We start from the raw sequence: 20,534 nt of genomic DNA on the forward strand, positions 1-20,534 counted from the left end.
ACACCCAGGGAGCCGTCATGCCCGAAGCCGTCATCGTCAGCGCCGCCCGTTCGCCGATCGGCCGGGCCTTCAAGGGCTCGCTGAAGGACGTCCGCCCGGACGACCTGACCGCCCACATCATCGCCACCGCACTCGCCAAGGTGCCGCAGCTCGACCCGCGCGACATCGACGACCTGATGCTGGGCTGCGGCCTGCCCGGCGGCGAGCAGGGGCACAACCTGGCCCGCATCGTGGCCGTCCAGATGGGCATGGACCACCTGCCGGGCTGCACCGTCACCCGCTACTGCTCCTCCTCGCTGCAGACCACGCGGATGGCGCTGCACGCGATCAAGGCGGGCGAGGGCGACGTCTTCATCTCGGCCGGTGTCGAGACCGTCTCGCGCTCGGTCAACGGCACCTCGGACGGCATGCCGGGCACCCAGAACCCGTTCTTCGGCGACGCGGTGGCGCGCACCGCCAAGCGCGCCGAGGAGGGCGGGGGCGAGTGGCACGACCCGCGCGCGGACGGGCTGGTTCCGGACGCCTACATCGCGATGGGCCAGACCGCGGAGAACCTGGCCGCGCTCAAGGGCGTCACCCGCGCCGACCAGGACGAGTTCGGCGTGCGCTCGCAGAACCTGGCCGAGGCGGCCATCAAGGCCGGCTTCTGGGAGCGCGAGATCACCCCGGTGACCACGCCGGACGGCACGGTCGTCTCGACCGACGACGGCCCGCGCGCCGGGGTGACCCTGGAGGCCGTCTCCGGCCTCAAGCCGGTCTTCCGCCCCGACGGCACGGTGACCGCCGGCAACTGCTGCCCGCTGAACGACGGCGCGGCCGCCCTGGTGATCATGTCCGACACCAAGGCGCGCGAGCTGGGCATCACGCCGCTGGCCCGGGTGGTCTCCACCGGCGTCTCCGGCCTCTCCCCCGAAATCATGGGCTACGGGCCGGTCGAGGCCTCCCGCCAGGCCCTCAAGCGGGCCGGGCTGAGCATCGGCGACATCGACCTGGTCGAGATCAACGAGGCGTTCGCCGCCCAGGTCATCCCGTCCTACCGCGACCTGGGCGTCGACCTGGACAAGCTGAACGTCAACGGCGGCGCCATCGCGGTCGGCCACCCCTTCGGGATGACCGGCGCGCGGATCACCACCACGCTGATCAACTCGCTTCAGTGGCACGACAAGCAGTTCGGCCTGGAGACCATGTGCGTGGGCGGCGGCCAGGGCATGGCGATGGTGATCGAACGCCTGAGCTGATCGCAGCGGAGCGGATTCGGGCGGACACGGTGGGTTGAACTCCCGTTCCCCCGCCACCCGTTCGGCGTGACAGAGGGTAAATGAGGGCCGGATCACATCGCTTGGGCGATCCGGCCCTCATTCCGTCCCTCAGGACGGGTTTTCTGCACACCGCGCTGTCGTCCAACTCCGCAGCGTACAACAGGAGACCCGTTAGATTTTCTGACAATGAGGAACATCACGGACAATTCAGACATCTTCCACTGCAGTCACAGGCCCCCATGGGGCAGGGTGGAGATGTTCCCCTGTTCCACTCCGCGCAAGGAGTACGTTCCGTGAGCGCCGTGTACATCGCCCTGCTGTTGGTCCTGATCGCCGTGTCGTCAGCCGTCCTCGTCCGTGTACGCGGTCTCTCCCGCCAGTTCGACGAAATCCGGACCGCTGCCGCGGCCCCCACCACCGCCGCCGCCACCGCCGTGGACGAGGCGGCGATACGCCGCGCCGTCACCGAGGCGCTGGCCGCCGACCGCGAGCGCGAGATCGTCGAGGCGCGGGCGTTCTGGGCGGAGCAGGAGGCCCGCGCGGCCGAGGACGAGCCGCTGCTGGACACGCCGTTCGGCGCCGGCCCCGAGGAGCCGGGCGTCAACCTGAGCGGCCTCGGCAGCCTGCACGGGCTCGGGCCGGTGGAGAGCTGGCCGGTCTTCTTCCCGCGCCCGATCGGTCCGCACGACGCCGCGGACAGCGCCGGCACCATGGACCCGGAGTTCGGCGAGGCGCTGCGGTCGGCGCTGGAGGACCTGATCAGCGACAGCGGGCCGCTCGGCGCGGCCGGCGGCCACCCGGTGACGGGCGGCGGGGCTCCGGTCGGCTCGGCACCGGGCGAGACGGGCTCCGGCGAGGCGCGTGCCCGCCGGGAGGCCGACCTGCTGGCCACCGGCCTGGACGCCGGGCTGCTCGACCCCGAGCCGGCCGTGGAGGCCGCACCGGTCGCCGCTCCCGACCCGCGCCGGCACCCCTCGCACCCCGACTTCGTGCCGAGCCAGACCCCGTCCCGCGACTGGACCGACACCAAGCTGACCGCGCTGGCCGAGGAAGGCGTCGCGCTCACCGACGTCCGCCCGGGCCCGCTGGGCACCCTGGACGTCTACGCCTTCGCCGACGGCACCACCCTGTGCGTGGCCCCCGGCGACCGGGAGGCGGCCTACCGGCTGATCGACGCGGTCCGGGCCGGCGAGGACGTCCGGCTGCTGGGCGGCTCGCGGTTCTCCGGCTCGTACTCGCTGACCTTCTCCACCGACGAGGAGGCCGTCTACGTGCTGGCCGACCGCGTGGTGGCCAGCATCTGAGCGAGCCCCCGCAGCACCCGCCCTTCCCGCCCTACCCGCAGAGTTTCCCGACGGCGCCCACCGCCGCGACCGCTCCCGCCAGGAGCCCGGCCGCGGTGGACCGGGCGCCGTCCGTCGTGGGGACCGGCTCGTCGCCCGCCCGGACGGCCAGCGCGGCCGCCAGGTCGTGGCCGGCCACCGCGAGCTGGTCGCCGACCGCGAACGGGCCCGCGGCGGTCATGGCGCGCGGCACGGCGTCCGCGCCCTCCTCCAGCAGCTGCGCGGCGGCCGCCAGTTCGCGGGCCAGCGCGAGGCCCGCGGCGGCCCGCGAGGCGTGTCCGGGGACGGCGCCGAGCAGGCGGCTCTGCGACATCGAGCGGAAACGATCCGCCAGTCGGTCGACGGCTTCCAGCAGGGTGGTGGCTTCGGGCATACCGCGAGGGTATCCAGCCGGGGTCCGCGGACGGTGAAGGGCCCCGGAGCGGTCTCCGGGGCCCTTCACCGTCCGTGCGGCGGGACGGGTCAGTCGTCGCCGCGCAGGATCGCGATCAGCCGCAGCATCTCCAGGTAGATCCAGACCAGCGACAGGGTCAGCCCGAACGCGGCCCGCCAGGACTCGCGCTGCGGGGCGCCGCCCCGGATCGCCTCCTCGATCGACGCGAAGTCGAGCGAGAGGAAGAACGCGCCGAGACCGACCCCGACGATGCCGACCAGGATGCCCAGCGGACCCGAGTTCAGCCCCATCGAGGCGCCGAACACCGAGGCCACCACGTTGACCAGCATCAGCAGCAGGAAGCCGACGGCGACGGCCATGCCGATCCGGGTGTAGCGGGCGGTGACCCGGATCCGGCCGCTGCGGTAGGCGACCAGCATCCCCGCGAAGACCGCGGCGGTGCCCAGCACCGCCTGGATCGCGATGCCCGGCCACACGGTGTTGAAGACCTGGGTGACGGCCCCCAGGAAAAAGCCCTCCAGGGCCGCGTAAAGCAGGATCAGCGGCGGGCTGACGCTCCGCCGGAAGCTGATCACCAGGCCGACCACAAAAGCCGCCAGGGCGGCCCCCATGGCCACGCCGACGCCGGCGTTCGGCAGGGCGAACCACGCGACGGCGCCGGTGGCCACCAGCGTGAGCAGGGTCAGGCCGGTCCGGGCGACCACGTCGTCCATGGTCATCCGGCCGGTGTCGACCGGGCCCGCCGAGGGGGCGTTGTACAGCTGCTCCAGCTGCTCGGCGGTGAGCCGGCTGCCGTACGGGTTCTGCGCGCCGGGCTGCTGCCCGTACGGCGCGGCCTGCTGCTGCGGTGTGCCGAAGCCGGCGTAGCCGGTCCCGCGGGTGAACGACCCGTCCCGCGAGAAGACCGGGTTGCTGCTCCTCATGACGCTTTCCTCCCAGGGCGGCACGTCACCACCCACGCTCCAACAGTAATGTGTTGGCAAAGGAAAGCCCGTACGCCGCGAGGATGATCCCGCAGGGCAGCACGAAGCGCCTGATCGGGAGAGGGTGAAGGGGAGCCTGCGGCACGCGAGGTGACGTCGCACTGTTCAGGTGACGAGGTCCTGACGGACCATGGTGCCCGGAGCCGGACTCGAACCGGCACGGCCTCGCGGCCAAGCAGTTTTAAGCTGCCCGTGTCTGCGTTCCACCATCCGGGCGTGAACCGCTCCGCCCCTGTGCGGGCTACCCCCGAGCCTAGTCGTCCGGATCCCTCTTGCGCATGCTCCCAGGCAGGGAAGTTGTCATGTTTCCTTGCCATCTGACGAACAGTTCGTGATTTGGCCACCCCTTCGACAAGATCCGGCCAGCGGCGACATTACCGTTCGATTGACCGGTAATGACGGACCATCAATTAACGAAAAAAGGCCCCGGGCCCGATGGTCTTCCCATCGGGCCCGGGGCCTCTTCTGCTGCTGTACTCCGCCCGGTCGCACGGCCGGCTGAGCACCACGGAGGTCGTGGTCCGGCAACGCTGCCGGGCGGAGAGCCTCCGACTCACATCCCGGCGATCGGCGCCGGGATCAGTCGCTTACTTGCTGGTGGCGAGTTCCTTGTCCGCGGTGGCCGCCGCGGGCTTGGCCTCGACCGGCTTCGGAGCGGGAGCAGCGGCCTCCTGGAAGGCGCCGAACGGCTTCTCCATCTCCGACAGGCCGACGACCTCGCGCTTGAGGAACATCGCCAGCGTCCAGTCGGTGAAGACCCGGACCTTGCGGTTCATGGTCGGCACCCGGCTGCCGTGGTACAGGCGGTGGAACCACCAGGCCGGACGGCCCTTCAGCTTGTACTTGCCGAAGAGGATCGCCACGCCCTTGTGCAGGCCGAGACCGGCCACCGCACCGAGGTTCTTGTGCTTGTACTGGGCCTGCGGGAAGCCCCGCATGCCGGAGATCACGTTGTCGCCGAGCACGATCGCCTGACGCACCGCGTGCTGGGCGTTCGGCGGGCACCAGGCGCCCTCGCCGACGGCGAGGTCGGGCACCTGGGCGTTGTCGCCGGCGGCCCAGACGTAGTCGAAGCCCTGGACCTGAAGGGTCGGCGAGGTGTCCACGTGGCCACGCGGGCCCAGCGGCAGGCCGAAGTGGTTCAGCACCGGGTTGGGCTTGACGCCCGCCGTCCACACGATGGTGGAGGCATCGGCCTCGACGCCGTTCTTCAGCACGACGTGCTGGTCGACGCAGGAGTCCATCGAGGTCTCGATGTAGATCTCGATGTTGCGCTCTTCGAGCTTCTCCTTGGTCCACAGACCGAGGTCCGGGCCCATCTCCGGGAGGATCCGGTTGGCCGCCTCGACCAGGATGAACCGCATGTCATCCCGGCTGACGGTCTTGTAGATCTTCGCGGCGTCGCGCGCCATGTCCTCGACCTCGGCGATGGTCTCGACGCCGGCGAAGCCGCCGCCGATGACCACGAAGGTGAGGGCCTTGCGACGGACGTCCTGGTCCGCGGTGGACTCGGCCTTGTCCAGCTGGGCGAGGACGTGGTTACGGAGGCTGATGGCCTCCTCCACGGTCTTCATCCCGATGCCGTGCTCCGCCAGACCCGGGATCGGGAAGGTGCGGGAGACCGAGCCGGTCGCGACGACCAGGTAGTCGAAGGGCAGCTCGTAGGAGTCGCCGGCCGGCGGCGCGATGGTGGCGACCTTGCGGGCGTGGTCCACACCGGTCACATGACCGGTGAGCACCTCCGCCTTCTTCAGGGCGCTGCGCAGGGGCGCGACGAGGTTGCGAGGCGCGACGTTGCCGCCGGCCGCCTCGGGAAGGAAGGGCAGGTACGTCATGTACGACCGCGGGTCGACGACCGTGACGGTCGCCTCTCCGTAACGCATCTTCTTGAGGATGCGCATCGCGGCATACAGGCCGACGTAACCACCGCCGACAATGAGGATGCGAGGACGCTCCGTGGTGCTCATATCCGAAAGTATCCAGCACCCTTCGGAGCAGCCTGCGTGAGGCCCGTCACAGATGCCTGGACACCCCGTGCTACACTACGCGGCCCCGAAACCGGGCACGCGGACGCCGCTGCGGGTCGCTCGCCGACCGATACGGATGTTTGGATTCCGTCGCCCCTGCTGAGCAGCAACGATCGTTGGCGCGGCAGGGTTCCCGCGCACCATTTCGATTCCACCGGCCGAGCCGGAGCCTGGCCTGGGATCCATCGGCCGGGGCGCCGCGGTGGCCTTCGGTCACCCAATCCGGACGGACCGGACAGCGGACTGCGACAAAAGGGCCCGACTTCATGTGAAGAAATTCACGAAGTTTCTCGCGACACCGGCCCGAGCAGTCGGCCCCGAGGACGTGGAACGCCTCTCGGGGCCGATCAGGTAAGGGGCTTGGAGCCTCAGACGGCTGTACTCCAGGCAATGCCGTCGAGGATGTCGTGCTCGCTGACGACCAGCTCGGCGGCGCCGGTCCGCTCCATGATCGAGAGCAGCACCAGGGCGCCCGCCGCGATCACGTCGACCCGTCCGGGGTGCATCACCGGGATCGCCGCGCGCTCGGCGTGCGTGGAGCTCAGCAGCCGGCCGGTGACCTCGCGGACCTGCGCCAGGCTGATCCGGGCGTGGTGGACCGCCTCGGAGTCGTACGCGGGCAGCTCCAGCGCGATGGCGGCCACCGTGGTCGCCGTGCCGGCCAGGCCGACCAGCGTGGCCGCCTCGGTCAGCGGGACCACCTCGGCGGCCTGGTTGAGCGCCGCCTTGATGTCGGCCTTGGCGGCCGAGATCTGACCGAGCGTGGGGATCTCGGTCCCGGCGAAGTGCCGTTCCGTCAGCCGGACGCAGCCGATGTCCACCGAGCGGGCGGCCCGCACCTCGTCGGTGCCCAGCACGAACTCGGTCGAGCCGCCGCCCAGGTCGAAGACCAGGTAAGGCGCGGCGAAGGCCTCGCCGGTCAGCTCCTTGGTGGCGCCGGTGAAGGAGAGCCGGGCCTCCTCGTCGCCGCTCACCACCTCGGGCTCGACGCCCAGGATCTCCTTGACGCCCCGGGTGAACTCCGCGCTGTTCTCGGCGTCCCGGGAGGCACTGGTGGCGACGAAGCGGATCCGCTCCGGGCCGATCCCGTGCCCGGCGATGACCGCGGCGTACTCGCGGCAGGCCGCGAAGGTGCGCTCCAGCGCCTCGGGGGCCAGCCGGCCGGTGCGGTCGACGTCCTGGCCGAGGCGGACGATCAGCATCCGCCGGTCCAGGTCCGTGATGGCACCGGTGGCCGGGTCCAGGTCGGCGATCAGCAGACGGATCGAGTTGGTGCCGCAGTCGACCGCGGCCACCCGGGTGCTCGTCACTTCTCGTCCTCCTGAGGGGTCTGCGCCGCCTGCGCGGCCTGCTCGCTCTGCTCGGCCTGCTCGGCCTGTCGCTTGGCGGCCCGCTCGTCCGCCTTGCGCTGCTTGGCGGCGATCACGGCGTCGTGGTCCACGACCTTCTCCCGCTGCCGCTCCAGCACCTCGGCGCTGGCGGCGACCTCCTCCTCACTCACGCACGGCCCCTTGCGCCACCACTGCGGCAGCATCTCCAGCGCCTCGTCACCCAGCGGGTTGACGCCGGGTCCGGCGGCCAGCGAGTGGCCGACCAGCACGTGCAGGCACTTCACCCGATCCGGCATCCCACCGGCCGAGGGGAAGCCCTCCAGCACCTCGATGGCGTCCCGGCGGGCGATGTAGTCCTCGTGCGCCCGCTGGTAGCCGGCGGCCAGTTCGGGATCCTCGGCGAGCCGGGCCGTCTGGTCCTTCATCACCCCGTCCGCCTCCAGGGTGCCGATCAGCGAGGCGGCCTTGGGGCAGGTCAGGTAGTAGAGGGTCGGGAACGGGGTGCCGTCGGGCAGCCGGGGCGCGGTCTCCACGACGTCCGGGTTGCCGCAGGGGCAGCGGTGGGCGACGGCCCGGGTGCCGCGCGGGACGCGGCCGAGCTGGGCCGCGACGGCGGCGAGGTCGCGGTCGGCGACCGGCGGGGTGGGGTCAGTGGTCATCGGGGTGCTGTCTTCTCAGGGAGCGGGGGCGGGGGCAGGAGCGGGGGCGGAGGCAGGGGCGGGACCGGCGACGGGGGCCGCGGTGTCGGCCGCGTCGACGGAGTCCCAGACGACCGAGTACCAGGGCTTGGCCGCCTTGGCGGGCTGCGAACCACCGGGCGCCGCGAGCGGCTTGCCGGCGGCCGAGGGAGCCGGGTCGACCGAGACGAACGGCGTCTCGCCGGGGAGCGCGTAGTGCAGCCGCTCGCGGGCCTGCGCCTTGACGTAGCTGGGGTCCTGCCAGCGGGCCCGCTCCCTGGTCAGCTGCTCCACCTGCTGCCGGACCTGTTCGGCCTTGACCCGCTGGTCGGCGATGTCGGAGCGCTGGGAGAGGAACTGACGGGTCGGGTAGGCGAGGATCGCCACCAGCGAGCAGAGCACCAGGACGAGCACGGTGGCCCGGCTGGTGAAGCGCGGCCGTACGGTCAGACCCGGGAACTTCCAGCCTGCCATCGTGTCGGTTCCCCTCCGGTCGGCCGAGCTGAGCGGGGCCGTGGTCCGCCGCAGTGCGCCGGTGCCCCGGCCTCCACCCTACGGGGTGGAGGCCGGGGCACCGGTCAGGCGTGCGCGCGAGGGGGTCAGCCCTCGTGGCGGAAGCGCGGGAAGGCCGCGCGGCCCGCGTACTCGGCGGCGTCGTCGAGGATCTCCTCGATGCGCAGCAGCTGGTTGTACTTGGCGGTGCGGTCGGTGCGGGCGGGCGCACCGGCCTTGATCTGGCCGCAGTTGGTGGCGACGGCGAGGTCGGCGATGGTGACGTCCTCGGTCTCGCCGGAGCGGTGCGACATCATGCAGCGGAAACCGTTGCGCTGGGCCAGCTCGACGGCGTCCAGGGTCTCGGTCAGCGAGCCGATCTGGTTCACCTTCACCAGCAGCGCGTTGGCGGTGCCGGTCTCGATGCCCCGGGCCAGGCGGACCGGGTTGGTGACGAACAGGTCGTCACCGACCAGCTGGACCTTGTCGCCCAGCTCGTCCGTCATGGCCTTCCAGCCGTCCCAGTCCTGCTCGTCCAGCGGGTCCTCGATGGAGACCAGCGGGTACGAGGCGACCAGGTCGGCGTAGTACGCGATCAGCTCGGCCGAGGAGAGCGCCTTGCCCTCGAACTGGTAGGCGCCGTCCTTGTAGAACTCGGAGGCGGCGACGTCCAGCGCGAGCGCGACGTCCTTGCCCGGGGTGTAGCCGGCCTTCTTGATGGCCTCGACGATGAGGTCGAGCGCCTCGCGGTTGCTGTCCAGGCTCGGGGCGAAGCCGCCCTCGTCGCCCAGGCCGGTGGAGAGGCCGCGGTCCTTCAGCACGCCCTTGAGCGTGTGGTAGACCTCGGCGCCGCAGCGGACGGCCTCGGAGAAGGACTCCGCGCCGATCGGGGCGATCATGAACTCCTGGATGTCGACGTTGGAGTCGGCGTGCGACCCACCGTTGAGGATGTTCATCATCGGAACGGGCAGCACGTGCGCGTTCGGGCCGCCCAGGTAGCGGAACAGCGGCAGGTCGCTGGCCTCGGAGGCGGCGTGCGCGACGGCGAGCGAGACGCCCAGGATCGCGTTGGCGCCCAGCGAGGACTTGTCCGGGGTCGCGTCCAGGTCCAGCATCGCCTGGTCGATCAGGCGCTGCTCGGTCGCGTCGTAGCCGATCAGCTCCGGGCCGATCTGCTCGATGACGGCGAGGACGGCCTTCTCGACGCCCTTGCCGAAGTAGCGGCTCTTGTCACCGTCGCGAAGCTCCAGCGCCTCGAAGGCGCCGGTGGAGGCGCCCGACGGAACGGCGGCACGGCCGGTGCTGCCGTCGTCGAGGCCGACCTCGACCTCGACCGTGGGGTTGCCACGGGAGTCGAGGATCTCGCGGGCTACGACGACATCAATGGACGGCACGAGGCATCTCCTATGGCGGAAGCGGTCCTGCGGACGTGGGAAACGGGATCGTTACGACCAGAGCCTAACCGCACCCGAGGTCGGGGCCACCCGGACCTCGGCCGCGTCTCAGCACGTGGCGGCGTACTCGCCGGTAGTTCACCTTCGACCGGGCGCCGGGGCCGATCGCGGGCGGGGTGCCCGGAGCAGTGTCCGGGGCACCCCGCCCGCGATGGCAGTGCGTCAGCCGAAGTGCAGGACCTGGCCGGGGAGGATCAGGTCCGGGTTCCCGCCGACGGTGGCGTGGTTGCCGTCGTAGACCGACCGCCAGCCGCCCGCGACGTGCTGGGCCTGGGCGATCGTGGAGAGCGTGTCGCCGGTGCGGACGGTGTAGGCCTGGCCGCCGGTGGTCGCGGCCGCCGGGGCGGCGGCGGGGCCGACCGGAGCGGCGGGGGCGGTGTGCGCGGCGTACTGGTTGTAGACGCTCTGGTGGCTGGTCCAGTACCAACCGCCGTTGTTCTGGTACCAGTACACGTGGCCGGCCGGGTCCCAGCCGACCCGGCCCGGGAAGCCCGGGGTGGCGGACTGCTGCTGACTCTGCGACTGCGCCTGCGGCTTCGCCGGCTTGCCCTGCTTGCTGGGCTTGCCCGGCGCGCTCGGCTTGGCCGCCGCGTCCGCGTCGGAGCTGCCGGTGTCGACCGACGCGGGCGCGCCACCGGAGGTCAGCCCGGCTTTGACCGAGCAGACCGGCCAGGCGCCCGGGCCCTGGGAGGCCAGCACCTGCTCGGCGACGGAGATCTGCTGCGCCCGGGTGGCCTGGTTGGCCTGGGCCGCGTACTGCGTGCCGCCGTACGCCTTCCAGGTGGAGGAGGTGAACTGCAGCCCGCCGTAGAAGCCGTTCCCGGTGTTGATGGACCAGTTGCCGGTGCTCTCGCAGTCGGCCACCTTGTCCCAGGTGGAGGCGGAGGCGGCGTGCGCGCCGGTGGCGGTCAGGAGCGGCAGCGCCAGTCCGACGCCGGCCACGCCGGCGACGGCGATGGCCTTCTCGGTCTGGGTGCGACGACGATGACGGCCGGTGCCTGCAAACAGCATGAAGGTGTCCCTCTCCGCACGCCTGCGAGGTGAGCTGTCGGGTTCGGACCGGGAGGTGGCCCGGCCGCGCTGGGCGCGGCTTCACCCCAAGCCGTGGGGAACGGCAGATAAACCTGGGTCCCCCGCCCCTGCCCAGGGTTGACTCGGCGTCCCGGTGCGCGGCGGGCAGGATTCGGCGTTCCGCGCCTGGGGTTCGCAGCTGCGAACTCCACGGAGGGTAGGCAGATAGCAACACCAATCACAAGCTCATATCGCGTACATCACACAAGAATTACGGTCCGTCATGGATCGCCTACCAACTGGGCCTGTTTGTCCGAGTTGATGGGCTTTCATGACGTCCCCCGGGCGGCCGATTCGACACGCCGTCAGCATTCCTCAGCCGGTTGCCGACGCTCCTTCAGGAGTGAACTCGACCGGGAGTTCCCGCAGGCCACGCATGATCAGACCGCCGCGCCAGCGCAATTCCCCGACACTCGGTGAGAGCTGGATGTCCGGCAGCCGGGTGAGCAGACTGGCAAGCGCCGCCTGACCCTCCAACCGGGCCAGCGGGGCGCCGATGCAGTAGTGGATGCCGTGGCCGAAACCGAGGTGCGGGTTGTCGGCCCGGGCCAGGTCGAGGGTGTTCTCGGCGGCGAACCGGGCCGGGTCGCGGTCGGCCGCCGCCAGCACCACCAGCACCGGATCGCCGACCGGGATGTCCACCCCGCCGATCCGCAGCGGCGCCACCGCGAACCGCCAGGTGGCCAGCTCCACCGGGCCGTCGTAGCGCAGCAGTTCCTCGACCGCCGTGGCCAACAGCCCGCTCTCGCCGCGGCCCAGCGACTCCTGCAGCAGCGCCCGCTGCTCGGGGTGGCGCAGCAGCGCGTACATGCCGTTGCCGATCAGGTTGACCGTCGTCTCGAAACCGGCGGTGAGCACAGGATGCGGGCCGTCCTCCGGCCGGACGCTCGGGGGCACCTCCGGGGCCTCCACCAGCCCCTCCTCACCGACCACCGCCCAGAGGGACCGCGCCACGCGCCCCGTGATCTTCAGCGGAGGAATCGTCGGAGCCACGTACACCGGCGTCCCGCCGCCGCGCTGGTTCAGCACCTCCACGATCGCCTTCCATGCGCCACGCTGGAAGAGGGTCAGCTGCCGCTCACGGATCCGCTGCGGGTTGCCGAACGCATCCGTCATCTCGTTCCACGGCGTCCCGGTACGCAGGCGGTGGAACATACCGTTGAAGGCCAGCCGCAGGTCGATCGTCGTCTTCGTGAACGACGACTTCGCCACGTAGCCCGAGAGGATCTCCTTCACCATCACCCAGTCGTCCTCGTCGATGTCGGCCGGCACCAGGTGCCGCGTCGCCTTGTGCCACTCCGTCACCGGGCACGGCCTACCCGACCGCTTCTTGAACCGGTGGTTCCCGGCTGACACCCGGACATCGAACATCGCGAACAGCTCCGACTTCTCCGCCAGAGTCAGATCCCCCACCCGCAGGCGTGCCGAAGAGATGAACTGCTCCATCTCCTTCGCCTCCTGCTGCGTCGCCTCGTAGTCCTCCAGCCATGCCTCGGCCTCCTGAAGGGATGCCTGGAGAGCCATCAGCTCCCTGTTGGGCTTGGCGAGGGACTTCTCTCGCACCCGGTCCGGGAGCCTGTTCTTGTGACACATGAGGAGGACGTCGGCGATCTCGTCCTCCTTCGCCTCCACCTGAGCGCGCAGCGTCATCACACGCTCGTCGTGCTTCTCCCTCGTCCCGGGAAGGGACTCCACCCACTCCTTGGCGAGCATCTCGATCCGCTTCGGATCGTTCAGGAGAGTCGTCAGCTGCGCCCACACCGCCGTCTCGGTGTCGGTCGCATCGAGGTACACGTCGTCGCAACCGTCATCGACGCCCTTGCACCGGTAGACACGGGTGTCCTCGCCACGGACGCCGCCACCGATGTAGACGTTTCCGCAGTGGCCGTCGATACGGCCGGACAGCGGATACTCCGAGTTCGCGCGACGCGACTCGAAGGAGAGCTTGGCGATCACTTCGTTCAACGCTTCACGGCGCTCAGGTGTGAAGACCTCCGGCATCGGAATGCGCTTGGCCTCTCCGTAGAGAGCGTTGCCGTCCTCGTCCTGCTTCGTGCCGTTCTTCCATCCGTTGTTCTTCCGGTAGGTGACACAACACTCCAGGATCGCCTCGTGACTGATGCGCTTGATCCAGTTGCCCACCGTCCACGGCCGTCCGCTGCGGGTGAACATCTCCTTCTCGTTGAGGAGATCGACGGTCTCGGAGTAGTTCATGCCCTGGTCGATCATGCACTCGGCGCCCATCGCCAGCACCCGGCACTCGTCCTCGGACAGGACGGTCCGGGAGCCCTCCTTCGTGCCCATCCCCTCCAGCATGAAACCGAACGGCGGCGGTCCGGCCGCCCAGCCGCCCGCGTCGATCTTCGCCTCACGCCCGTTGAAGGTCCGAGAGAAGATCAGCTCGTGCTCCAGCTGCGCCATGTAGGCCAGCAGCGCCAGCACCAGCTCGAACATCTCGTTCTGCGAGTCGATTCGCCCGTCCGCCGTGACGACCCGCAGCCCCTGGTCGTTCATCTCCCACACCCAGCGCTGGATGTCGCGCATGGTGCGCCCGAACCGGTCGAGCTTCTGGGATATGACGAGGTCGACGTTGCCTGCGGCATTCGCCGCCTTGAGCTTCACCTGGTCGCGACGGTTGTCGATCTTCCCGGAGATTCCGTCATCGACGAAGACTCCGACGATCTCGAAAGGAACGTCGCGGAACCAGAATTCGATCCACGCCCTCGCATCCTTCTCCTGCTGATCCAGGCCGGAACCTTCGACCTGATTCCTGGTGGAGACGCGGAGGTAGATGGCGATCCGAACCGGCAGTGCAGCCTTCTGGCGCGCCGCAACCCGGCTTGCGACACGCTGTCCAGGCAGGGTCGAATTAGCCATGTCACTCCTTGCCTGAGTGGACGGACCCCGGGGCGTTCGCAGCACCGTCGGGGTCATCCATGTTCGGGGCAAGTATATCTGTCGGATCGTCAGGTCGGCCGGGTATAGGGAAATGGCCGAACAGGATCTCCGGCAACCTGGCACGTCCTCACACCGTGGTGGCGCGGCGTATCAGAGGGCTGATGGCCTCCGAACATCGGCGGCGGGATACCGTCGAGGTATGTCTGATCGGCCTGAGCTCTTCACCTGGGGGTTCGCCTCCAACCCCTACCCGGCGTACGCGTGGCTGCGTGAGCATGCACCTGTGTACAAGGCCCAGCTACCGAGCGGCGTCGAAGCCTGGCTCGTGACGCGTTACGCCGACGCACGCCAGGCGCTCGCCGACGGCCGGCTCTCGAAGAACCCGGTGCACCACGACGAGTCGGCGCACGCCAAGGGGAAGACCGGAATTCCGGGCGAGCGCAGCGCCAATCTGATGACGCATCTGCTGAACATCGACCCGCCGGACCACACCCGGCTGCGCCGGCTGGTCTCCAAGGCGTTCACACCGGCCCGAGTTGCAGAGTTTGAACCCCAGGTGCAGAGCATCGCGAACCGTCTGCTCTCGGAGTTCTCCGCACGCGGTTCGGCGGACCTGATCCACGAGTTCGCCTTCCCCTTGCCGATTTACGCGATCTGCGACCTCCTCGGCGTTCCAAAAGAGGACCAGGAGGACTTCCGGGACTGGGCCGGCATGATGATCCGCCACGGCGGCGGCCCGCGCGGAGGGGTGGGCCGAGCCGTCAAGCGCATCCGTGCGTACCTGGCAGACCTCATTCATCGCAAGCGGGCGGACCTCGGCGACGACCTGATCTCCGGTCTGATCCGGGCCAGTGACCACGGCGAGCACCTCACCGAGAACGAGGCCGTTGCGATGTGCTTCGTACTTTTGTTCGCAGGGTTTGAGACGACCATTAATCTGATCGGCAATGGCGCGCTGGCGCTATTTCAGAATCCGCCCCAGCGAGCACTCCTTCAAGCTGCCGTTGTGGACGGAGATTCCCGACTGCTCGATACGGGGATCGAGGAACTGCTGCGCTACGACGGGCCGGTGGAGCTGGCCACCTGGCGCTACGCCACCCAGCCGCTCGAAATCGGCGGCCAGGCTGTTTCGGCGGGCGACCCAGTCCTCGTCGTCCTCGCCGCTGCCGACCGCGACCCGGCCAGGTTCGGTCAGCCGGACACCCTGGACCTCGCGCGCGCCGACAATCCGCACCTCGGTTTCGGCCACGGGATCCACTACTGCATCGGCGCCCCGCTGGCCCGTCTGGAGGGCCGTGTGGCGCTCGCCAGCCTGCTCACCCGACTGCCGGATCTCCAGCTCGCTGCGGACCCGGCAGAGCTGCGCTGGCGCGGCGGTCTGATCATGCGTGGCCTGCGGGAACTCCCGGTCGAGTTCACGCCAGAATCACCTTGATGATCACGGTCAGCCCTCGCTCGGGCTGCGAGCGAGGGCTGACCTTTCGCCGGCCCGGATCAGACCCGAGATCAGGTCGTCGCCCAGGTCCGCCCGCTTGCGGTGGATCAGCTCCGCCAGGTCCCCCACCCGTCCGGTGCGGTGCGCCTGCCCGCTGTGGTGCGAGGGGTTCTTGGAGAGCCGGCCGTCCGCGAGCGCCTGGCGTGCGTCGGCGTACCGCGTCACCAACCAGGCGTCGACCCCGCTCGGGAGCGTGGTGCGGTGCACCGGGGAGTGCTCACGCAACCAGGCGTACGCCGGGTAGGGATCGGTGGCGAACTCCCAGGTGAAGAGGTCGGGCCTGGGGGGCTGCTGGTGTGTCGTCTGGGGCTCGTCCGGCATGTCCCGACCGTATCCGGTCCGCGCGAGGAGTGAGTCTGGTCACCTGACGGGTAATCCCTGTTGCGGAGGGTCGCGGCAGCCTACGATCCTCCGATACGCGGACGCCGTGCGGTGGCGTCCAAGGGAGGAGCGGGCCATGCGGGTAGCCGGGGCAGTGGTGGTCATCGCGGTACTGACCGGCGGCGACGGGACGGGACCGGCCCGCCGGTTCGTCGCCGCGGGCGCCGCCGGACTGCTGGTCGCCGATCCCCACCCGGGGGTGGCCGAGGACCTGGCGACCGCCCTGGACCGTCCCGGTTGCCCGGTGATCGGCGTCAGCAGCGACATCCACCAGCCCAGCGACATCGCCGCGCTGGTGGACACCGCCGAGAAGCACCTCGGGCCGATCGACCTGTTCTGCGTGGCCGGCCCGGACGGCGAGCGGATCGTCGCCCTCGCCGAGCTGCCCGGCCAGCTGCACCGGCTCGCCGAGCTGCTCGACCCGCTCAGCCAGGCGATCGCCGAGGTCCTCCCGCAGCAGCGGCAGGCGTCCTCGCAGGCCGTGGTGGAGCGCAAGGCCTCCTAGGCCGGGTGCCCCTCCGCCGCGCGGACGGCATCGCGGTAGCCGCGGGCGGCCGCGCGCAGCGCCGCGTCCGGGTCCACCCCCGCGTCGTGCGCGCGCTGCACGACGGCCAGCAGCAGCCGGCCCGCGGCGGCCTCGTCCAGCTCGGCGGGCAGCGCGTACGGGGCGTCCGGTACGGCGTCGAAGCCCGCCCGGCGCACCCGCGAGACCAGCTTGGCCGCGTACGCCAGGGCGGGCAGCCCGGCCGGGACGCCGTCCAGCACCGAGTCCCGGTCCTGCTTCTCGGCCGCCTTGAGGGTCTCCCAGTTGGCCTCCACCTCGGCGGTGGTGTCCGCGTCCGAGTCGCCGAAGACGTGCGGGTGGCGGTACATCAGCTTCTCCACGATGTCCCCGGCCACCTCGTCGATGGTGAACGGGTCCTCCGGGTGCTCCTCGGCGATCCGGGCGTGGAAGAACACCTGGAGCAGCACGTCGCCGAGCTCCTCGCGCAGCGTGTCCCGGTCGCCCTCCTCGATCGCCTCGACCAGCTCGAACGCCTCCTCCACCAGGTACTTCACCAGTGAGGCGTGCGTCTGCTCGGCGTCCCACGGGCAGCCGCCGGGCGAGCGCAGCCGGTCCATCACCGCCACCAGGTCAAGCAGCCGGGCGCCCGGCAGGTCGTAGGAGCCGGGCAGCAGCTCGATCTCGGGGACGCTGCCGGCCTGCTCCACCGCGAGCCGGGCCAGCGCGTCGGTCAGCCCCGGGTCACCGTCCGGGCTGCCCAGCCAGACCAGCGGCGAGCGCTCGACCAGCAGCCTGGCCAGCGCGGGGGCGGTGCCGCGCTCGACCAGCTCGACCCGCACCCCAGCCCTTTCCAGCGCGGGCAGTTGCGGATGCCCGGGGTCGGCGGCGAGCACCAGCGGAGCGCCGCGCAGCGCCTCCCAGGCGGGCCAGCTCAGCAGGCCGGGGGCGACGCGGTGGGTGGTGGTGAGCAGAGTGAGTCCGGAGGTGTCCACGCATCGAACCTACCGCCCCGGGGGCAGCACCTACCGCGCGGTTCACGGACCGTACGGCGGCCGGGGCGGGCGTCGGCCAGTGCAGGACGGCCGGGTCAGGCGGCCGGGGCGGCCGGCGGGAGCCAGGCGGCGCTGGGGCCGTTCAGCACGCCCTGCTGGTCGTCCCAGCTGCCGTAGCGGGGGTTGACGCTGACCTTGAGGTCGGTGGCGGACTGCGCCAGCAACTGGCGCACCGCCGTGGCGGCCTGGGGGCTGCCGATCTGCTGGCCACTGAGCCCGGCCAGCTTCTGCAGGCCGAGCCACTCCCGGTAGAACGCGTCGATCTGCCCGGTCGGCACCGCCTGCTTGACCAGCAGCATCTGCTCCAGGGCGGGCTCCCCGCCCAGCTCCTGGGCCTCCGCCTGGCGGGTCCGGGCGATCTCGGTGTCGGAGACCGACAGGCCGTTCGTCGCGAGCGCGTGCGCCACCACCGCGCTCATCACCATCTGCGCGACGGTGGCCTGGGCCAGGTCGGCCGGCTCCTGGTACGAGGCGGCCGGCTGGCCGGAGGACTGCGCCGCGCCCTCGCTGCGGACCGCGGCCATCCGGGCCTGCACCGCGGAGACGGTGATCTTGTCCTGCCCGACCACCGCCGCCGCGCCCGGATGCGACACCCCACAGGCGCTGAGGACGACGGCCGCCACCAGGGCGCCGACGGCGGGGACGGTACGACGGAGGACGGAGCTGCTGCGGATCACGCGGGGCCTCCCGGGGCGCAAACGCTGTGACGACTCGTTGCTCTGGGTATCTCCTGACGGAGTTGAGGATAGGGAGGCTGACGGGTCGTTGCCCAGACCCAGGACCGAACGGGTCACCCGTACGGGTCTGGGTGGGTGCGGGTCAACGGCCGGTGCGGTAGGGATTCCCGGGCGCCGGGCCGTACGTCGGCCAGCTGCCGGTGCGCGGGTCCAGGGGCTGCGGGCCGGTCCGGCGGTGGTGCTGGAGCTGGTCCAGGTGCTGCCGCAGCCGGCTGACGTCCGGGTGGCGCGGGCCGAGCCGGGGCTCGCGGTCGAAGAGCAGCGCCAGCAACCACTCCCAGGCGCCCTCGGTGTCGCCCGCGCCGGCCAGCAGCAGTCCGATCCGCTCGCGCAGGTCGAAGCAGCGCTCCGGGTCGGTGTCCAGGCCCGCCTCCAGCCGGGCCGTGTGGCCGGCCAGCAGCGCGCGGTACTCGGCCAGCGCCTCCTGGCCGCGGCCGAGCTGCTCCAGGCAGCCGGCGGCCTTGCGCCGGTGGTCCAGCGCCTGCGGGTCGTGCGGGCCGCCGTCGGCCGCGGCCACTGTGGCGAGCAGCTGGTACTCCGGCAGGGCGGCGCGGTACTGGCGCTCCTGGAGCAGGGTGCGGGCGTAGATGGTGCGCAGCGTGCGGACCAGCGGGGCCCGGTCGCCGTGCTCGGCCCGGGCCACCGGGAGCAGCCGGGCGGCCAGGTCGATCACCTCGGCGTAGCGGTGCGCCGCGAGCAGGTCGGAGACCGCGCCGCAGGCCGCCGCCAGGTCGGTGGTCGGCGCGGTCCCGGGCGGCGGGGTGGGCGTCAGCGGGAAGGACGGCGCGGCGGGCGACGCGGCGGGGTACGCACCCGACGGCACGCTCGGCGGCGCGGCCGGGGCGGCCGGGGCGGGGACGGCGGCGTACGGGGGCGGCGCAGGCCGGTCGGCGGCCAGCGGGTGGTGCGGGTGGCGGTAGGGCGCCGTCGGGTCGGGCAGCGGGCCCGGACGCGGTGCGACCGAGCCGCTCGGCGAGGGCAGCATCGGCAGCAGCCGCCGGTGCACCTCCTGGGCGTCGGCGGGCCGGTCGGCGGGCCGCTTGGCCAACAGGTCGAGCACCAGCGCCTCCAGCACGGCCGGCACCTCGGCCCGCAACTGCCGCAGCGGCACCGGCGGTTCGTCCACCTGGCGGCGCAGCACGCCGAGCGCGGTGGGGGCCCGGAACGGCTCCTCGCCCGCGAGCATCTCGTGCAGCAGGCAGCCGAGCGCGTAGAGGTCGCTGCGCGGGTCGACGACGCCGGAGAGCGCCTGCTCGGGGGCCATGTAGGACGGGCTGCCGATCGGCACGCCGGTCATCGTCAGCCGGGTGTGCTCGCGGTCCAGCGCGGTCGCGATGCCGAGGTCCAGGACCACCACCCGGCCGTCCTGGCGGACCATCACATTGCTGGGCTTGAGGTCGCGGTGGACCACCGGGACGGCGTGCACCACCGAGAGCGCGGCGCAGATCTGGGCCGCCACCGCGACCGCCCAGTCGATCGGGAACGGGCTCTCCTCGGCGATCAGGTCGCCGAGGCTGATCCCGGGGACCCGTTGCATGACCAGGTAGAGCTCCCCGGCGTCCTCGCCCGCGTCGAAGACGGTGACCAGGCCCGGGTGGTCCATCGCGGCGGTGATCCGGCACTCGCGCAGGAAGCGGCGGCGCAGGTCGTCGCGGCCCTCCCGGCCGTCCGCGGTAGCGCCGACGGAGGCCCTGGCGTGGGCGCCGGCCTCGGCGGCGACGAGCAGGTCGGTGCGCAGCAGTTTGACGGCGACCCGGCGGTCGAGCCGTTCGTCGTAGCCGGCCCAGACCTGGCCCATCCCGCCGTGGCCGATCTTCTCGGCCAGCCGGTAGCGCCCGTCGATCACCCGGGCGCCGGTCATCGCCCGCCGCCGCCCTCGGCCTGCCGGCGCAGCAGCTCACCGAGTTGCTGGAGCTCGTCCACCGGCGCCTGCGTCGACGGCTGCGGCTGGTGCGACGGCTGCGGGCTCGGATACCCCGGCGCCGGGTGCGGCGGCTGCGGCGCGTACGACTGCGGGTACGCCTGCGGGTACGCCTGCGCATAGGGCTGCGGGTACGCCGGTTGCGGTGCGACCGGCACACCCCAGACCGCCCGACGGTCCATCAGCAGGAAGTGCACCGGTGGCACGAAGATCAGCACGACCATCGTGGCCATGCCGATCCCGTTGGCCACCACCTGCCGCTTGTCGCCCGCGAGCCCCCCGCAGACCACCATCAGCCCGAGGAGGCACCCGAAGACCACCGCGCCCGCGACGTCCACCCCGCGCCTGCGCCGCCGGGCGAGCAGCAGCGCGGGGACGAAGCCGAGCAGTCCGGCCGTCAGTACCGGGAGCAGGGCGAGCAGCACCTTGGCCGGGACGCCGAACGGTCCCGGCACCCGCGGTGGAGGGGACGGCGGCCCGAACTGGCTCGGGTAGTGGCCTGCCATGGGTGCGT

15 protein-coding genes, 1 tRNA gene, 4 pseudogenes and 1 riboswitch are annotated in these 20,534 nt (G+C 71.4%); of the genes and pseudogenes, 4 read left to right on the plus strand and 16 right to left on the minus strand.

Features of this window, described 5'->3' with window-relative positions; translation table 11 throughout:
• The first annotated feature begins 17 nt into the window (after nucleotides 1-17).
• Nucleotides 18-1,238, plus strand: a complete 1,221-nt coding sequence (locus BS80_RS17315) for an acetyl-CoA C-acetyltransferase (protein WP_035798406.1) — start codon at nucleotides 18-20, stop codon at nucleotides 1,236-1,238.
• A 314-nt stretch (nucleotides 1,239-1,552) separates the two neighbouring features.
• Nucleotides 1,553-2,563 (plus strand): hypothetical protein, encoded by a 1,011-nt coding sequence (locus BS80_RS17320; RefSeq protein WP_035798408.1) that lies wholly within the window; start codon nucleotides 1,553-1,555, stop codon nucleotides 2,561-2,563.
• Nucleotides 2,564-2,594: 31 nt separating this feature from the next.
• On the opposite strand, the gene BS80_RS17325 is transcribed toward BS80_RS17320, so the two are convergent.
• From BS80_RS17325 to BS80_RS42825, 11 genes and pseudogenes are all read right to left on the minus strand, one after another.
• Entirely contained in the window at nucleotides 2,595-2,975 is a 381-nt protein-coding gene (locus BS80_RS17325) for a hypothetical protein (RefSeq protein WP_035798410.1), read from the minus strand.
• Nucleotides 2,976-3,064: 89 nt separating this feature from the next.
• Entirely contained in the window at nucleotides 3,065-3,919 is an 855-nt protein-coding gene (locus tag BS80_RS17330; protein ID WP_035798412.1) for a Bax inhibitor-1/YccA family protein, read from the minus strand.
• 191 nt (nucleotides 3,920-4,110) lie between these two features.
• Nucleotides 4,111-4,195: transfer RNA gene (locus tag BS80_RS17335), tRNA-Leu, on the minus strand.
• A 371-nt stretch (nucleotides 4,196-4,566) separates the two neighbouring features.
• Nucleotides 4,567-5,946 carry an NAD(P)/FAD-dependent oxidoreductase gene (locus BS80_RS17340; RefSeq protein WP_035798414.1) on the minus strand — a complete coding sequence of 460 codons (1,380 nt, stop codon included), beginning with the start codon at nucleotides 5,944-5,946 and terminating at the stop codon, nucleotides 4,567-4,569.
• A 428-nt stretch (nucleotides 5,947-6,374) separates the two neighbouring features.
• On the minus strand, nucleotides 6,375-7,316 hold the full coding sequence (locus BS80_RS17345; protein WP_035798416.1) for a Ppx/GppA phosphatase family protein: 942 nt from the start codon (nucleotides 7,314-7,316) through the stop codon (nucleotides 6,375-6,377).
• Nucleotides 7,317-7,501: 185 nt separating this feature from the next.
• Nucleotides 7,502-7,996, minus strand: a pseudogene (locus BS80_RS17350) (DUF501 domain-containing protein); the annotation flags it as partial.
• Between the two features lie 15 nt (nucleotides 7,997-8,011).
• Nucleotides 8,012-8,488: an FtsB family cell division protein gene (locus BS80_RS17355; protein ID WP_051966724.1), complete on the minus strand. Its 477-nt coding sequence runs from the start codon at nucleotides 8,486-8,488 to the stop codon at nucleotides 8,012-8,014.
• A gap of 125 nt (nucleotides 8,489-8,613) precedes the next feature.
• Nucleotides 8,614-9,900 carry a phosphopyruvate hydratase gene (gene eno / locus BS80_RS17360; protein ID WP_035798418.1) on the minus strand — a complete coding sequence of 429 codons (1,287 nt, stop codon included), beginning with the start codon at nucleotides 9,898-9,900 and terminating at the stop codon, nucleotides 8,614-8,616.
• Nucleotides 9,901-10,122: 222 nt separating this feature from the next.
• Nucleotides 10,123-10,971 (minus strand): LysM peptidoglycan-binding domain-containing protein, encoded by an 849-nt coding sequence (locus BS80_RS43550; protein ID WP_035798420.1) that lies wholly within the window; start codon nucleotides 10,969-10,971, stop codon nucleotides 10,123-10,125.
• Between the two features lie 5 nt (nucleotides 10,972-10,976).
• Nucleotides 10,977-11,130, minus strand: a riboswitch (cyclic di-AMP (ydaO/yuaA leader).
• Between the two features lie 216 nt (nucleotides 11,131-11,346).
• Nucleotides 11,347-11,889, minus strand: a pseudogene (locus BS80_RS42820) (cytochrome P450); the annotation flags it as partial.
• A 1,497-nt stretch (nucleotides 11,890-13,386) separates the two neighbouring features.
• Nucleotides 13,387-13,965, minus strand: a pseudogene (locus BS80_RS42825) (recombinase family protein); the annotation flags it as partial.
• Nucleotides 13,966-14,128: 163 nt separating this feature from the next.
• Between BS80_RS42825 and BS80_RS17375 the strand changes: the two are divergent.
• Nucleotides 14,129-15,364 (plus strand): cytochrome P450 family protein, encoded by a 1,236-nt coding sequence (locus tag BS80_RS17375; protein ID WP_035798423.1) that lies wholly within the window; start codon nucleotides 14,129-14,131, stop codon nucleotides 15,362-15,364.
• A 123-nt stretch (nucleotides 15,365-15,487) separates the two neighbouring features.
• On the opposite strand, the pseudogene BS80_RS17380 reads toward BS80_RS17375, so the two are convergent.
• Nucleotides 15,488-15,745 (minus strand): annotated as a pseudogene (locus tag BS80_RS17380) (cytochrome P450); the annotation flags it as partial.
• A 136-nt stretch (nucleotides 15,746-15,881) separates the two neighbouring features.
• On the opposite strand from BS80_RS17380, the gene BS80_RS37780 reads away from it, so the two are divergent.
• The gene (locus tag BS80_RS37780; RefSeq protein ID WP_157536326.1) at nucleotides 15,882-16,310 is read left to right on the plus strand and encodes an SDR family NAD(P)-dependent oxidoreductase; all 429 of its coding nucleotides are present in this window, start codon (nucleotides 15,882-15,884) and stop codon (nucleotides 16,308-16,310) included.
• On the opposite strand, the gene BS80_RS17390 is transcribed toward BS80_RS37780, so the two are convergent.
• From BS80_RS17390 to BS80_RS37785, 4 genes are all read right to left on the minus strand, one after another.
• Nucleotides 16,307-17,302 carry a MazG family protein gene (locus BS80_RS17390; RefSeq protein ID WP_035798427.1) on the minus strand — a complete coding sequence of 332 codons (996 nt, stop codon included), beginning with the start codon at nucleotides 17,300-17,302 and terminating at the stop codon, nucleotides 16,307-16,309. The two genes, BS80_RS37780 and BS80_RS17390, sit on opposite strands and share 4 nt — an antisense overlap.
• A 95-nt stretch (nucleotides 17,303-17,397) precedes the next feature.
• On the minus strand, nucleotides 17,398-18,039 hold the full coding sequence (locus BS80_RS17395) for a SurA N-terminal domain-containing protein (protein ID WP_051966726.1): 642 nt from the start codon (nucleotides 18,037-18,039) through the stop codon (nucleotides 17,398-17,400).
• 142 nt (nucleotides 18,040-18,181) lie between these two features.
• Complete coding sequence (locus BS80_RS17400) at nucleotides 18,182-19,960, minus strand: serine/threonine-protein kinase (protein WP_063771999.1); 1,779 nt, start codon at nucleotides 19,958-19,960, stop codon at nucleotides 18,182-18,184.
• Nucleotides 19,957-20,526, minus strand: a complete 570-nt coding sequence (locus BS80_RS37785) for a hypothetical protein (protein WP_051966727.1) — start codon at nucleotides 20,524-20,526, stop codon at nucleotides 19,957-19,959. The genes BS80_RS17400 and BS80_RS37785 overlap by 4 nt, the downstream gene beginning before the upstream one ends.
• Nucleotides 20,527-20,534: the final 8 nt, after the last annotated feature.

It is taken from the genome of Kitasatospora mediocidica KCTC 9733 (assembly GCF_000744225.1).
GTDB lineage: Bacteria > Actinomycetota > Actinomycetes > Streptomycetales > Streptomycetaceae > Kitasatospora > Kitasatospora mediocidica.

Excerpts from the sequence above, each read along its gene's own strand:
- BS80_RS17315 (WP_035798406.1), top strand. The coding sequence starts at position 18 with ATGCCCGAAGCCGTCATCGTCAGCGCCGCCCGTTCGCCGATCGGCCGG.
- BS80_RS17325 (WP_035798410.1), bottom strand. The coding sequence starts at position 2,975 with ATGCCCGAAGCCACCACCCTGCTGGAAGCCGTCGACCGACTGGCGGAT.
- BS80_RS43550 (WP_035798420.1), bottom strand. The coding sequence starts at position 10,971 with ATGCTGTTTGCAGGCACCGGCCGTCATCGTCGTCGCACCCAGACCGAG.
- BS80_RS37785 (WP_051966727.1), bottom strand. The coding sequence starts at position 20,526 with ATGGCAGGCCACTACCCGAGCCAGTTCGGGCCGCCGTCCCCTCCACCG.
- BS80_RS37780 (WP_157536326.1), top strand. The coding sequence starts at position 15,882 with ATGCGGGTAGCCGGGGCAGTGGTGGTCATCGCGGTACTGACCGGCGGC.
- BS80_RS17340 (WP_035798414.1), bottom strand. The coding sequence starts at position 5,946 with ATGAGCACCACGGAGCGTCCTCGCATCCTCATTGTCGGCGGTGGTTAC.
- BS80_RS17375 (WP_035798423.1), top strand. The coding sequence starts at position 14,129 with ATGTCTGATCGGCCTGAGCTCTTCACCTGGGGGTTCGCCTCCAACCCC.
- BS80_RS17330 (WP_035798412.1), bottom strand. The coding sequence starts at position 3,919 with ATGAGGAGCAGCAACCCGGTCTTCTCGCGGGACGGGTCGTTCACCCGC.
- BS80_RS17355 (WP_051966724.1), bottom strand. The coding sequence starts at position 8,488 with ATGGCAGGCTGGAAGTTCCCGGGTCTGACCGTACGGCCGCGCTTCACC.
- BS80_RS17400 (WP_063771999.1), bottom strand. The coding sequence starts at position 19,960 with ATGACCGGCGCCCGGGTGATCGACGGGCGCTACCGGCTGGCCGAGAAG.